The 12,619-nt window shown below is 61.0% G+C and carries 15 protein-coding genes and 1 pseudogene; 13 read left to right on the top strand and 3 right to left on the bottom strand.

What is annotated here, in order from left to right; translation table 11 throughout:
- The first annotated feature begins 3 nt into the window (after positions 1 to 3).
- From EJ073_RS30650 to EJ073_RS30640, 3 genes and pseudogenes are all read left to right on the top strand, one after another.
- Complete coding sequence (locus EJ073_RS30650) at positions 4 to 1,035, top strand: extracellular solute-binding protein (RefSeq protein ID WP_126058919.1); 1,032 nt, start codon at positions 4 to 6, stop codon at positions 1,033 to 1,035.
- 48 nt (positions 1,036 to 1,083) lie between these two features.
- Positions 1,084 to 1,167, top strand: a pseudogene (locus EJ073_RS30645) (DUF779 domain-containing protein); the annotation flags it as partial.
- 108 nt (positions 1,168 to 1,275) lie between these two features.
- Positions 1,276 to 1,491 (top strand): DUF1858 domain-containing protein, encoded by a 216-nt coding sequence (locus EJ073_RS30640; protein WP_126058918.1) that lies wholly within the window; start codon positions 1,276 to 1,278, stop codon positions 1,489 to 1,491.
- Here the strand turns inward: EJ073_RS30640 and EJ073_RS30635 are convergent.
- A complete protein-coding gene (locus tag EJ073_RS30635) occupies positions 1,488 to 2,192 on the bottom strand; it encodes a Crp/Fnr family transcriptional regulator (RefSeq protein WP_126058917.1) in 705 nt (234 codons plus the stop codon). The genes EJ073_RS30640 and EJ073_RS30635 overlap by 4 nt on opposite strands.
- 248 nt (positions 2,193 to 2,440) lie before the next feature.
- Here EJ073_RS30635 and EJ073_RS30630 point away from each other — a divergent pair, with 248 nt between their 5' ends.
- The 5 genes from EJ073_RS30630 (at position 2,441) to EJ073_RS30610 (ending at position 6,224) form a co-directional block, all read left to right on the top strand.
- A complete protein-coding gene (locus EJ073_RS30630) occupies positions 2,441 to 2,887 on the top strand; it encodes a pseudoazurin (protein WP_126058916.1) in 447 nt (148 codons plus the stop codon).
- A 302-nt stretch (positions 2,888 to 3,189) separates the two neighbouring features.
- Complete coding sequence (gene nirK / locus EJ073_RS30625; RefSeq protein ID WP_126058915.1) at positions 3,190 to 4,293, top strand: copper-containing nitrite reductase; 1,104 nt, start codon at positions 3,190 to 3,192, stop codon at positions 4,291 to 4,293.
- Positions 4,294 to 4,364: 71 nt separating this feature from the next.
- Positions 4,365 to 5,237 carry an SUMF1/EgtB/PvdO family nonheme iron enzyme gene (locus EJ073_RS30620; RefSeq protein ID WP_126058914.1) on the top strand — a complete coding sequence of 291 codons (873 nt, stop codon included), beginning with the start codon at positions 4,365 to 4,367 and terminating at the stop codon, positions 5,235 to 5,237.
- A gap of 24 nt (positions 5,238 to 5,261) precedes the next feature.
- Positions 5,262 to 5,711 carry a group III truncated hemoglobin gene (locus EJ073_RS30615; protein WP_126058913.1) on the top strand — a complete coding sequence of 150 codons (450 nt, stop codon included), beginning with the start codon at positions 5,262 to 5,264 and terminating at the stop codon, positions 5,709 to 5,711.
- A 96-nt stretch (positions 5,712 to 5,807) separates the two neighbouring features.
- Entirely contained in the window at positions 5,808 to 6,224 is a 417-nt protein-coding gene (locus EJ073_RS30610; RefSeq protein WP_245455432.1) for a potassium channel family protein, read from the top strand.
- A gap of 18 nt (positions 6,225 to 6,242) precedes the next feature.
- Here EJ073_RS30610 and hemN read toward each other — a convergent pair whose 3' ends face one another.
- Positions 6,243 to 7,616, bottom strand: a complete 1,374-nt coding sequence (gene hemN, locus EJ073_RS30605) for an oxygen-independent coproporphyrinogen III oxidase (RefSeq protein ID WP_126058911.1) — start codon at positions 7,614 to 7,616, stop codon at positions 6,243 to 6,245.
- A gap of 134 nt (positions 7,617 to 7,750) precedes the next feature.
- Here hemN and EJ073_RS30600 point away from each other — a divergent pair, with 134 nt between their 5' ends.
- Positions 7,751 to 8,479, top strand: a complete 729-nt coding sequence (locus tag EJ073_RS30600; RefSeq protein WP_126058910.1) for a Crp/Fnr family transcriptional regulator — start codon at positions 7,751 to 7,753, stop codon at positions 8,477 to 8,479.
- Positions 8,480 to 8,507: 28 nt separating this feature from the next.
- Here the strand turns inward: EJ073_RS30600 and EJ073_RS30595 are convergent, their stop codons facing one another.
- Complete coding sequence (locus EJ073_RS30595) at positions 8,508 to 8,924, bottom strand: hemerythrin domain-containing protein (protein WP_126059403.1); 417 nt, start codon at positions 8,922 to 8,924, stop codon at positions 8,508 to 8,510.
- A gap of 240 nt (positions 8,925 to 9,164) precedes the next feature.
- Here EJ073_RS30595 and ccoN point away from each other — a divergent pair, with 240 nt between their 5' ends.
- From ccoN to ccoP, 4 genes are read left to right on the top strand one after another with little or no spacing between them, the layout of a single operon-like run.
- Positions 9,165 to 10,775 (top strand): cytochrome-c oxidase, cbb3-type subunit I, encoded by a 1,611-nt coding sequence (ccoN, locus tag EJ073_RS30590; protein WP_126058909.1) that lies wholly within the window; start codon positions 9,165 to 9,167, stop codon positions 10,773 to 10,775.
- A gap of 10 nt (positions 10,776 to 10,785) precedes the next feature.
- Entirely contained in the window at positions 10,786 to 11,517 is a 732-nt protein-coding gene (gene ccoO / locus EJ073_RS30585; RefSeq protein WP_126058908.1) for a cytochrome-c oxidase, cbb3-type subunit II, read from the top strand.
- Positions 11,518 to 11,528: 11 nt separating this feature from the next.
- Positions 11,529 to 11,678, top strand: coding sequence for a CcoQ/FixQ family Cbb3-type cytochrome c oxidase assembly chaperone (locus EJ073_RS30580; protein ID WP_019860163.1), 150 nt, complete (start codon positions 11,529 to 11,531; stop codon positions 11,676 to 11,678).
- A 2-nt stretch (positions 11,679 to 11,680) separates the two neighbouring features.
- On the top strand, positions 11,681 to 12,544 hold the full coding sequence (gene ccoP / locus EJ073_RS30575) for a cytochrome-c oxidase, cbb3-type subunit III (RefSeq protein WP_126058907.1): 864 nt from the start codon (positions 11,681 to 11,683) through the stop codon (positions 12,542 to 12,544).
- Positions 12,545 to 12,619: the final 75 nt, after the last annotated feature.

The following is a 12,619-nucleotide window of genomic DNA, read 5'->3' as shown; positions in this document are numbered from 1 at the left end:
AGCATGCGATCCATATTGACGGCGCTGACATCGGCGATGCTGCTCGCGGCGGCAAGTTCAGCGGCCCTCGCTGAGGAAGAACTGAGCCTCTATAACTGGGGCAATTACACCAGCCCGGAACTCCTGGAAAAATTCAAGAAGGAAACCGGCATCAAGGTCACGGTGACGGACTACGACTCCAACGATACCGCGCTGTCCAAGGTCAGGGCGGGCGGCTCGGGTTTCGACATGGTGGTTCCGTCGGCCAATTTCGTGCCGATCTGGATCAAAGAGGGTCTCCTCCTTGAATCGCGGCCCGACCAGATGCCGAATTTCAAGAATGTCGACGAACGCTGGGTGAATGTCGGCTGGGATCCGGGCCGTCATTACTCTGTGCCGTGGCAGTGGGGTATGACTGGGCCGGTCGTTGCCACTTCCGTCTACAAGGGTGACATCAACACCAGCGCAATCTGGCTCGATCCGCCGCAGGAACTGAAGGGCAAGATCAATGTCGTGCCCGAGAAGAACGATGTTCTCTATGCCGCCATCCGGTACATGGGCGGCACTTGGTGCACCGGAGACAAGGCGCTGCTGAAGAAGGTTCGAGACAAGCTGCTCGAAGCCAAGAAGTCCTGGGTCTCGATGGATTACGGCATCGAAAAGATGGACAGCCGCGATACGCTGGCCCAGCTCTACTACAATGGCGCCGCATTCCGGGCGCGGCAGGTCAATGCCGACATAAAGCTCGGCTTCCCCAAGGAAGGCTATTCGCTGTTCATGGACAGCGTGGCAATCCTCGCCGACGCGCCGCATCCGGACAATGCCAAGAAGTTCCTGAACTTCATCATGGCGCCTGAAAACGCGGCCCTGATTTCGAACTTCGCGACCTATGCCAACGGCATCAAGGGCTCGACCCAATTCATGCGCGACGACATCAAGGCCGCGCCCGAGTTGAACATTCCGGCGGAGTACATTGCCGCCGGTGGCTGGCAGGAAGTCTGCCCCGCCGAGGTCGACGAACTCTATACCCGTATCTGGACCGACCTGATGAAGTGATGCGCGCGCTCCGGCGGAGGTCCATCCTCCGCCGGAGCCCCCGGTCACATTGTCGACGTGGTGCCTTGCCGAGGCGGCATGTTCTCGCTGGATAACGGGCGGGAGAAGCGGTTCCTGACGCGGTCGACGGTCTGCGTTGTTCAACCGCGATGTGCAGCAGGCTGCTTCTTCTTTGTCTTGGCGCAACGAGCATCCCGGAAATCAGATGCAGCATGCCGCCTCCAAGCGTGGGCAAGCGGCATGAAACGCAAATTCAGCGACGATGCGACGATGGACGAAATCATGCACAGGTCGCCGGCGGCCATCCGGGTCGTGCTCCAGCACGGCATGCTTTGCGTCGGCTGCCCGATTGCTTCATTCCACACCGTTTCCGACGCAGCACGAGAGCACAATCTGAACGACGAACAACTCAGTCGCGATTTGTGGACTGCAATCGAGAGTTCCGGCTCCGACTAGCTCTTCTCGGCGCGGCCTTCCGCAATCAAAAGGAGCCGGTGAGGCTCTACCACGGTCACCTTCTGGCGCCCGCTTTTGACCAAACCCTGGTCTTCCCACGACGACAGTAGTCGGCTCACCGTATGGAGCGTTGTTCCCGTCATCTCGGCAATATCCTGGCGGGAGATCGGGAAGTCGATGAGGATTCCCTCCTCTGTCTTTCTGCCCGTCTGCTTGACCAGCTTGAGCAGCGCGTGGGCGACCCGCTGATCCACCTGCTCTGTAGCCATTTCGATGACGCGCGCATGAGCATCCTGCAGCCTGCTACCTACGGCTTTGTACGTATTGGCGCTGAAACTGGGGAAATCGGCTGCGAATTCCGGCCACAAGCGGCTCGGCCAGGCAAGAACCACGCAATCGACGGCGGCGATAGCATTTGCCGGATAGGTGGTGCGGCCAAGTGCATGGGCGATTCCCATCAACTCGCCTGGACTTATGTACCGCACCGTCACCTCATGACCATCCGGCGTCGATTTCACGACGCGCACATGGCCGTCGAGCAGCAGGAAAAAGGAATGAGCTTCCTGTTCCTGCTCGAACAGCGGTTGGTCCTTGGCGATCCTCAATGATCGAGCCTGGCCGACTATCCGGTCGAGATCCGCGGCGGCCATACCCGCAAAGACAGGCAGCCCGGCAATCAGCGAGCGATCGAGGCTACCCAACTCTGTCCCCTCCCGAATTTGATGCTGCCAGTGCATCACGGTCCATCTGGTCAGGGAATGTCTCATGGGCGACCGACAGGCGGCAAGAGCAGCGTGCTTCGGCTCTCGTCCATGCGCGCCACCCTCCATGAGAAGCCCAAGGGAAGTTTTGGTCGCGAGTTTGCGCCAGCGCAAATCGCCGAACCGTCTGGTGGCTTAAAGGGGGCGCAACGGTTGATGCCGTGACGAACCCAAGAAAGGATTTCCAAATGAAACTTCCCCTGATCGCCGCGGCCGTTGCCCTGCTCTCCCTCGCCGGCGCAGTCAATGCCGAAGAACACGTCGTGCAGATGCTGAACAAGGGCGAGAAAGGCTCAATGGTCTTCCAGCCCGCCCTTGTTCGGGCAGCACCCGGCGACACGATCAAGTTCGTACCGACCGACAAGTCCCACAATGCCGAAAGCATCAAGGACATGATCCCGGACGGCGCCGAAGCCTTCAAGGGAAAACCCAATGAGGAGGTCGCGGTGGCCCTGACCAAGGAGGGCGTCTACGGCGTGAAGTGCGCTCCGCACTACGGCATGGGCATGGTGGCGCTGATCGTCGTCGGCAAACCTGTCAACCTCGAAGCGGCCCAAGCCGTCAAGCAGATCGGAAAGGCCAAACCCGTATTTGCCGAGTTATTCGCCGAAGCGACCAAAACCGCTTCCAACTGATCTGATTTCATAGATGCCCTCCGGTTTGCAATCTTCCGGAGGCACAGGCCGGACAGACCGGGGGAGCGGTCTGGTCCGGCCTGTCTTTTACAGGCTTCGTGCCGCACTGCCGATGCCTCTCCCTACGAAACCGTTGGTCGATCCACAGATGCCTCTGCCCACGGGTCGGCGTCCGCATTGGTGCATCCATCTCTAAAACACGAAACCGTACCAAGCGTATTGGATTTGCGTTAGCGCAAAGACGTGGCCAGAGCCGAGATTATTGTGAGGACATCAAGTTGCTAGAGCCAAGGAGATGGAAAATGCTTACGAGACGCGAAGCTTTGTTGGGTTCTGTTCTTACCGCGGCCGCTGCCGCGGCCGTTGTTGCAATGCCAGTCACGGCAAGCGCGAAGGACGTCGCCGGGCTGCCGCGTGAGAAGGCCACCCTGGTGGCGCCGCCGTTCGTCCACGCTCATGAGCAGGTGGCCAAGGGCGGCCCGAAGGTCGTCGAATTCACCATGACGATCGAGGAGAAGCCGATGGTCATCGATGCCGACGGCACGCAGCTCAATGCGATGACCTACAACGGCTCGATCCCTGGCCCTCTGATGGTCGTGCATGAAGGCGACTATATCGAGCTCACCCTGATCAATCCCGAGACCAATACGCTCGCCCACAACATCGACTTCCATGCGGCCACCGGCGCGCTTGGCGGCGGCGCGCTGACGCTGATCAATCCCGGCGAGCAGGTCACGCTGCGCTTCAAGGCCACGCGCCCCGGGACGTTCGTCTACCACTGCGCGCCCGGCGGCGCGATGATCCCGTGGCATGTCGTGTCGGGGATGAGCGGTGCCGTGATGATACTGCCGCGCGACGGCCTCAAGGACGACAAGGGCAAGCCGGTCCGTTATGACCGCATCTACTATATCGGCGAGAACGACTTCTACATCCCCCGCGACGAGCAGGGAAAATTCAGGAAATACGAGTCGGCCGGCGACAACTATGACGACACCGTGAAAGTCATGCGCGGATTGATCCCGACCCATGTCGTGTTCAACGGCAAGGCGGGATCGCTCACTGGCGACAGCGCCATGAAGGCCAAGGTCGGCGAGACCGTCCTGATCGTGCACTCGCAAGCCAATCGCGACACCCGCCCGCACCTGATCGGCGGCCATGGTGACTTCGTCTGGGAAGGGGGCAAGTTTGCCAACCCGCCGGCCAAGGACATGGAAACCTGGTTCATCCGCGGCGGGTCGGCTGGGGCGGCGCTGTATACCTTCCTGCAGCCGGGCATCTACGCCTATGTGAACCACAATCTGATCGAGGCGGTGGAGCTTGGCGCGACCGCGCACTTCACGGTCGACGGCAGCTGGGACGACGACCTGATGATGCAGGTCGAGGCGCCCAGGGCGATCGCTTCATAGGCGGGAGATCGGAACCTCGGTGCAACCCGCGGCGGAGCCAACGGGTTGCACTCACGGCCGGACTTGATGCGATGTCCTTTGACCCTCTCTTTGCCTCCGGAACGATTGCAGCTGCCGCGTTGATCGGCATGGGCATAACCCATGCGCTCGACACGAGCTCCTTGGAGACCCTTCAACCGATGGCCGTGCGCGAACTGTTGGTGCTCGGGCCCGGCTCGTTCTATCACCCACAGCCGGGGGAATTCCTCCAGGAAAACCATCCCGTCGCGGCGCCCGTCGTGAAGGAGACGATCGATGCACCGCTGGAAATCATGAAGTACCAGGTAAGCGTTTCGGAATATGCAGGTTGCGTGGCGGACGACGCCTGCAAGCCGGCTGACACGGCAAGCGTGGGCACCGTTCCCGTCACGGGTGTGAGCTATCTCGATGCCGAAGCCTATGCGAGGTGGCTGTCAGCCCGTACCGGTGAGGCATGGCGGTTGCCCACGGACACGGAGTGGGCCTATGCCGCGGGCGAACGATTCCGGGCTGACATCGAGGGCGGCAATGGCGACCCGAACAACCCCGCGCGACGCTGGCTGGCCCAATATCGCCTCGAGAGCGCGCTAGGCCGGAAGCCGGATCCTGCACCAAGGGTACAGGGCGCCTTTGGTGTCAACTCGAAGGGATTGGCGGACGTTGCCGGCAACATCTGGGAATGGACTGCGACATGCTACGTCCATGCGACGGTCGCTGGGGGCGGTGCGGATATCGCCAGATCGATCGACAATTGCGGGGTGCACGCCGTGGAGGGCTTCCACCGCACCTACATGTCGAACTTCATTCGGGACGGCAAAAGCGGCGGCTGCGCCGTCGGAACGCCGCCCGACAATCTGGGTTTCCGGCTTGTCCGCGACCGGCCCGGTTTCGTGCAGGCCGCCCTTCGGCGCCTGGGATTGTCCTGATAGCAGCAGTAACGAAAGAATGTGATGACCTCGAAATCAGCTTTGGTCGACAGGGTGCGCCCCGTCGCGGAACAACCCTTGGACCACGCCGGTGTCGATCGGGAGTCGATCGGAAAACTGGTCCGCGAGTTCTACACCAAAGTCAGGAACGACGAACGGCTTGGGCCGATTTTCGCACGCGAGATCACCGGTGATTGGCAGCCGCACCTGGAGAAAATGACGGACTTCTGGTGTTCCGTCATCCTGAAGAGCGGTGACTATCACGGCCGCCCGGTGCCCGCTCATCTCAAACTCAAGGATGTCACCGAGGCCGATTTCGAGATCTGGCGCGCCCTGTTTGGTCAGACGGCGGCCGAACTCTTCGCTCCGGAGACAGCGGCAGTGTTTGTCGACCGGGCGCAGCGGATAGCGACGAGCCTGAAACTGGCGATGTTCTTTCGGCTTCCACCCACTTCGACAGTCGGTGGCCGATAGCTGGCCCTGGCGGAACCTGCCTGGACTTCAGGTTTGATCTCGCGCAAGGAAACCATCTCTCGCGGTTCCTAATTTTCTCCCATGGCTCTCAACCTGTTGGTCGGCACGATCGTCATAAGCCTGACGGTCGTCATTCACACCTTCGGCCTCATCGCGGTCACCCGTGCGATGGGACATCTGGTGGCGCGATTTCGCATGCATGGCCGGCGAAGCCGCGTTCTTGCGATGATCAGCGTGGTAATGGGTCTTTTTGCCGTGATGACAGCCGAGGTCTGGTTGTGGGCCGGGGTGTATCGCATGCTCGGCGTCCTGCCCGACTTCGAGACGGCGCTCTACTTCTCCACCATCACCTTCTCGACGGTTGGCTATGGCGACATCGTGCCTGTTCACGCATGGCGCGTGCTGGCGGCACTGGAAGGGGTGAACGGTTTTCTCCTGCTCGGCTGGTCGACCGCCTATCTGATCGCGGCCGGAACGCGCATCGGCCCGTTCAGGGTTGGCGAGCACTTTTGACCGGCCGCCCGGACCGTTTCAGACTGCCACGGAATGTCTGCCCGTTCGCTTTTCGAGATATTTATCGAACCTCGCCGCCACTGTCCTGACGATGGGGCGGCTCTCCTCCGGCACGACAAAGGTCTCGCCGTCGAGTGCAAGCATCTTGCCGGCGCCGCCGATGGCCAGGCGGCTTGCCACGAGGAGCAGCTCTTCGCCGACCGATCCGAAGAGCTCCACCAGATCGATGGCCGAAAAGCGGAATTGGCACATCAGGCGTTCGATGATCCAGCCTCTCGCGACATCGTCGACACTCAGCTCGATGCCGCGGCCCGTCGCGAGTTGTCCGCTGTTCACAGCCTTCTCGTACTCGCCCGTTGCGGTGATGTTCTGTGCGTAGCCTTGCCGGAAGCGGCTGATGGCGGATGGCCCGAGACCGATCAGGGTTTCGCACCGATCCTCGGTATAGCCCTGGAAATTGCGACGAATCTTTCCGGCGCGAGCCGAGATGGCGAGCGCATCATCCGGCTTTGCGAAGTGGTCTATTCCGATTGCCTCATATCCGGCTGACACGATCAGCTGAGCTGCCAGCTGCGACTGAGCCAACCGTTCGGCGGACTGTGGCAGCCACGCATCGTCGATCATCGTTTGATGCTTCTTGAACCACGGTACATGCGCGTATCCAAACAACGCAATCCTGTCGGGCTCCAGCGTCAGCGCCTGCGTGACCGTCGAGGCAACGCTTTCGAGTGTCTGGTGCGGCAGCCCGTAAAGCAGGTCCAGATTGACGGATCTCACGCCGCGCGCGCGGGTGCCGTCCACAACATGGCGGGTCAACTGAAAGCTCTGTTCGCGGTTGATCGCTCTCTGCACCTTGGGATCGAAGTCCTGTACGCCAAGACTGGCTCTGGTCATGCCGATTGCGGCGAGGGCGTCCAGACGGGTCTCGTCCATGTCGTTGGGATCGATTTCGACGCTGACACTGGCGTCCTCAAGAAATTCGAACAGGTGCCGCAGGAGTTTTCCGAGCGCCAGCATGTCGTCGGGTTTCAACATGGTCGGCGAACCGCCTCCAAAATGAACGGCTCGGATGCGACCCCTGTCGCTCACAAGCTGCGCGACCGTTTCAATCTCCCTGTGCAGAGCGCTCAGAAAAGTCGTTACCGGCGCATAGTGTCTTGTCTGCTTGGTATGGCATGCGCAGAACCAGCACAGCCTGTCGCAATAGGGGACATGCAGGTAGAGTGAAATCTCGTCATCGCCTTCGAGCGCGTTCATCCAGCCGCGAACCGTTATCGCGTCAACGCCGGCGTGAAAGTGCGGCGCAGTCGGATAGCTCGTGTAGCGCGGAACGTTTTCGCCCGCCGCGACGGTCAAACTTGCCTGGCTGTTGTTGGCCGCATTTGTCTGCATGAGCGGCACCCTAGAAACGCCAGAATGCCGCGTCCTTGATCTTCGTCAAAGCAGCTGACGGCAAGGACAAACTGACGCAACGATTCTCGAGGCAGCGGTGGTATTCTGCCTGCATCTTGACCTCGAGCGATGAAATGACAGTCAGACAGGACGTTCACAGTTCCGGCATTCCCGTGCTTTGCCAGTCCTGCGAAGCGCGGCATCGCGGCGTCTGCGGCGCTCTCGATCCCAACCAGCTCGTCGGGCTCGCCAGAACCTCGTCAAGGCACAGTGTCGAGCCCGGGGCCGAACTGATCGGCGACGCCCAGGCCATCGACAGCTATTCGAACATACTTTCCGGCGTCGTGAAACTGACGAAGAGCCTTTCGGATGGACGCCAGCAGATTGTCGGCCTCCAGTTCGCGCCGGATTTTCTGGGACGTCCGTTCAAGGCGGAAAGCGAAATCAACGCGGAGGCCGCAACGGCTGTCTCCCTTTGTTCGTTCCCGAAGACGGCCATCGAACGCATGATGAAGGAATCGCCGGAGCTCGAACATCGCCTGCTCAAGCAGGCGCTGAACGAGCTCGATGAGGCGCGCGACTGGATGGTGACGCTGGGCCGCAAGACTGCGTCGGAGAAGGTGGCAAGCTTCCTCCTGATGATCGCCAGGAACATCGACCCCACAGCCGACCCGGCGGCTAGGTCGGCGACTTTCGATCTGCCGCTGACGCGCGCGGATATCGCGGATTTCCTCGGTCTGACGATCGAGACGGTAAGCCGCCAGTTAACCAGGCTGCGAACCGATGGCGTCATCCGGATCGAGAACAACCGGCGCGTTTTGGTGGACAGTCTCGGACGGCTGGAGCAGCGCTCCGGCGCCTAGACCCGGCGTCGCCGGCGCCGTTGCGGTTCTAGTCAGAATCTGGGATCCCGATCAGCGGCAGCACGTGCTCGCGTTCAAACGCTATATGCCGGCGCAGGCTTTCGAAGAAACCGCGCAACATGAAGCCAATGGCTTCTGCATTATCTACCCTCTCGCCGTGACCGATCGCCAGCAGAATTTCAGTGATCTCGTCGGCGAAGCATTCGTCTTCGACGTGCTCGGCGCGCAGCCGCTGGATTGAAGCAACACCCGCATTGTTGGCCGCCACCGCAACCTCGTAGGCGGGAAAGATGACCGTCTCTTCGTATCGATGAATGCTGCGCAGCAGCGGAACGATCGCGTTGGCCGTGCCGAGGCACTTCAGACGATCGACGCCTGGCAAGGCGTCTGCAATTCTTTCCAGGGCAACGCAGAGCTGCAGCTTCTCCCAATGCGCGCGCTTCATCACCGCGGCTGGGATCGCCTCCCTGCCCACTCGCGCCGAAGCCATCGCGTCTTCGCTGCGCGCATCGAACAACGACGGTCCTTGCTCCCCGCTCAATGCAGTCTCCCTTGGCTGGATCGAGGCTGCCCAATCCAAAACAAGGCGGCTTTGACCTGGATCAAGGCGACACCGCAGCAACTGCGGAATTGGTGCCGATGCGGATCGACGTCCGCGCACCAGAATCCAAGGTCGGGACATGCCATGAAATTCGGCACGGAAATTGTCTTGTTGTGCTTCTTCACCTTCCTGGCGCTGGTGGCAGCCGGCTTTGGTGTCGACGAACCTTTCCGGCAGCACATGTGGGTGCTGTTCTTTGTGTTGCTCGGTTCTGTCGTTGTCCTCCTGCGCAACACGAGCTTTGCAGCGCCCGTCCCGATTGATCCCTCCGCCTATATGGATGGGCCGGTCCGTTACGGTGCCATCGCAACGATGTTCTGGGGCGTCGTCGGCATGCTGGTCGGCGTGATCATTGCCTTGCAGCTTGCCTACCCGGACCTCAACATCCAGCCTTGGTTCAACTTCGGCCGCCTGCGGCCGCTGCACACATCCGGCGTTGTCTTCGCCTTCGGCGGCAATGCGCTGCTTTGCACGTCTCTGTATGTTGTGCAGCGCACCTGCCGCGCCCGGCTCTTCGGCGGCGATCTCGCCTGGTTCGTGTTCTGGGGCTATCAGCTTTTCATCGTCATGGCCGCGACCGGCTACCTGCTTGGCATCACCGAGAGCCGCGAATACGCCGAACCCGAATGGTATGTGGACCTTTGGCTGACCATCGTCTGGGTCGCTTATCTCATCCTGTTCCTCGGCACGATCCTGAAGCGCAAGGAACCGCACATCTACGTCGCGAACTGGTTCTACCTGTCCTTCATCGTCACCATCGCGATGCTGCATGTCGTCAACAACCTCTCAATGCCCGCCTCGCTGCTGGGCTCGAAAAGCTATTCCGCCTTTTCCGGCGTTCAGGACGCGCTGACGCAGTGGTGGTACGGCCACAACGCCGTTGGCTTCTTCCTGACCGCCGGGTTCCTCGGCATGATGTACTATTTCGTGCCCAAGCAAGTGAACCGGCCGGTCTACTCCTACCGGCTTTCGATCATCCACTTCTGGGCGATCATCTTTCTCTACATTTGGGCGGGCCCCCATCACCTGCACTATACCGCCCTGCCCGACTGGGCGCAGACGCTGGGCATGGTGTTCTCGATCATGCTGTGGATGCCTTCCTGGGGTGGCATGATCAACGGCCTCATGACGCTCTCCGGCGCCTGGGACAAGATCCGCACCGATCCGATTGTCCGCATGATGGTCGTAGCCATCGCCTTCTACGGCATGTCGACCTTCGAAGGTCCGATGATGTCGATCAAGGCGGTCAACTCGCTGTCGCACTACACGGACTGGACCATCGGCCACGTCCATTCCGGCGCGCTCGGCTGGGTTGGCATGATCTCGTTCGGCGCGATCTATTACATGGTGCCTAAACTTTGGAACCGCGAGCGTCTGTATTCGCTGCGGCTCGTCACATGGCACTTCTGGCTGGCCACGCTGGGGATCGTCGTCTACGCCGCGGTGATGTGGGTTTCCGGCATCATGCAGGGCCTGATGTGGCGCGAATATGATGAGCAGGGCTTCTTGGTCTACTCCTTCGCCGAAACCGTCGCTGCCATGCATCCCTACTATGTGATGCGGGCTGCGGGCGGCGCGATGTATCTCTCCGGCGCGCTGCTGATGGCCTGGAACATCACCATGACCATCCTCGGCTACCAGCGCGAGGAGCAACCGTTGCCGGGTTCCGAGCCCGCCCTCCAGCCTGCCGAATAAGGAGCCACACATGGGCTTGATGGACAAACACGCAATCATCGAGAAGAACGCGACGCTTCTTCTCATTGGCTCGCTGCTCGTGGTGACTGTCGGCGGCATCGTCGAGATCGCACCGCTCTTCTATCTCGACAACACGATCGAGAAGGTCGAAGGCATGCGGCCCTATTCGCCGCTCGAACTCGCGGGGCGCAACATCTATGTGCGCGAGGGCTGCTATCTCTGCCATAGCCAGATGATCCGGCCGTTCCGCGACGAGGTCGAGCGCTACGGTCACTACAGCCTGGCGGCGGAGTCGATGTACGATCATCCGTTCCAGTGGGGCTCCAAACGAACCGGCCCCGATCTCGCGCGCGTCGGCGATCGCTACTCCAACGCTTGGCATGTGCAGCACCTCGCCGATCCGCGTTCGGTGGTGCCGGAATCGATCATGCCTCGCTATGCCTTCCTGAAGGATACGCCGGTCGAGGTGAAGAACTTCTCGACGCATCTGGTCGCCAACAGCCGGGTCGGTGTCCCCTATTCCGACGACATGATCGCCAACGCCAATGCCGATCTGATGGCACAGGCCGATCCCAGTGCCGACACGTCCGGCCTGGAAAAGCGCTATCCGAAAGCCAAGGTCGGCGACTTCGACGGCAATCCGCTGCAGGTCACCGAGATGGATGCCTTGGTCGCTTATCTCCAGATGCTCGGCACTCTGGTCGATTTCAAGACCTACGACGAAGCCGCCGGCTACCGCTGAGGAGACCGACCATGGATTACAATCTGATGCGGGAATTCGCCGACAGCTGGGGCCTGCTCGCCATGGCGCTGTTCTTTGTCGGATGCATTGCCTTCGCACTGCGGCCCGGCGGTCGCAGCCAAGCTGACGAAGCCGCCCGCATTCCCCTCAAGGACGACTGATCATGAGCACAGAGCATATCGACGACGTCTCGGGCATCTCGACGACCGGCCATGAGTGGGACGGCATCAAGGAGCTCAACAACCCTCTTCCCCGCTGGTGGGTGATAACCTTCTACATCACCATCGCCTGGGCGATCGGCTACACCATCGCCTACCCGGCGTGGCCAATGCTGTCTTCGGCGACAAGGGGCGTGCTCGGCTACTCCAGCCGCAACGATGTCAAGAACGAGTTGGCCGCTGCCGAAGCCGCAAAAGGCAAGTATGTCGCCGCCATCCAGGCGAAGACCGTCTCCGAGATCGCTGCTGATGACGCGCTGCGTGAATTCGCGGTTGCGGCCGGCGGAGCGACGTTCAAGGTCAATTGTGTGCAGTGCCACGGCTCAGGCGCCCAAGGATCCGCGGGTTTCCCCAACCTCAACGACGACGACTGGTTGTGGGGCGGCAATGCCGAGCAGCTCGAGCAGACAATCATGCACGGCATCCGCTTCGCCTCCAATCCTGATACGCGGCAATCGGAAATGCCTGCCTTTGGCGACATCATCACGGGCGACCAGATCAAGCAGGTCAGCGCCTATGTCGCCAGCCTTTCCGGTCCGGTCCAGGACAAAGGCCTGATCGAGCCCGGCGCCAAGGTGTTCGCGGAAAATTGCGTCGCCTGCCATGACGCTAATGCGAAGGGCAACAGGGAGTTCGGGGCGCCCGACCTGACCGATGCGATCTGGCTCTACGGATCGGGCGAGATGGCCATCGCGGCCCAGGTCCGCGTGCCGAAACATGGCGTCATGCCAGCCTGGATCGGACGTCTCGGCGAGACCAAGGTCAAGGAGCTTGCGGTCTACGTCCATTCGCTTGGCGGCGGAGAATAGGAGGCGGGGCCTATTCTCGGCCCTCGGCCGCCAAAGCGTAGAGGCCCGGCCAGCGCCGGGCCTCGTTTCATTCCG

It is taken from the genome of Mesorhizobium sp. M4B.F.Ca.ET.058.02.1.1 (assembly GCF_003952505.1).
Lineage (GTDB): Bacteria > Pseudomonadota > Alphaproteobacteria > Rhizobiales > Rhizobiaceae > Mesorhizobium.
This window is presented reverse-complemented; position numbering and strand designations above follow the sequence as displayed.

Coding starts and splice junctions, on each gene's coding strand:
- EJ073_RS30620 (WP_126058914.1), top strand. CDS start 4,365: ATGTCCTTTGACCCTCTCTTTGCCTCCGGAACGATTGCAGCTGCCGCG.
- EJ073_RS30630 (WP_126058916.1), top strand. CDS start 2,441: ATGAAACTTCCCCTGATCGCCGCGGCCGTTGCCCTGCTCTCCCTCGCC.
- ccoO (WP_126058908.1), top strand. CDS start 10,786: ATGGGCTTGATGGACAAACACGCAATCATCGAGAAGAACGCGACGCTT.
- EJ073_RS30600 (WP_126058910.1), top strand. CDS start 7,751: ATGACAGTCAGACAGGACGTTCACAGTTCCGGCATTCCCGTGCTTTGC.
- hemN (WP_126058911.1), bottom strand. CDS start 7,616: ATGCAGACAAATGCGGCCAACAACAGCCAGGCAAGTTTGACCGTCGCG.
- EJ073_RS30650 (WP_126058919.1), top strand. CDS start 4: ATGCGATCCATATTGACGGCGCTGACATCGGCGATGCTGCTCGCGGCG.
- EJ073_RS30580 (WP_019860163.1), top strand. CDS start 11,529: ATGGATTACAATCTGATGCGGGAATTCGCCGACAGCTGGGGCCTGCTC.
- EJ073_RS30595 (WP_126059403.1), bottom strand. CDS start 8,924: ATGAAGCGCGCGCATTGGGAGAAGCTGCAGCTCTGCGTTGCCCTGGAA.
- EJ073_RS30615 (WP_126058913.1), top strand. CDS start 5,262: ATGACCTCGAAATCAGCTTTGGTCGACAGGGTGCGCCCCGTCGCGGAA.
- EJ073_RS30640 (WP_126058918.1), top strand. CDS start 1,276: ATGAAACGCAAATTCAGCGACGATGCGACGATGGACGAAATCATGCAC.
- ccoP (WP_126058907.1), top strand. CDS start 11,681: ATGAGCACAGAGCATATCGACGACGTCTCGGGCATCTCGACGACCGGC.
- ccoN (WP_126058909.1), top strand. CDS start 9,165: ATGAAATTCGGCACGGAAATTGTCTTGTTGTGCTTCTTCACCTTCCTG.
- nirK (WP_126058915.1), top strand. CDS start 3,190: ATGCTTACGAGACGCGAAGCTTTGTTGGGTTCTGTTCTTACCGCGGCC.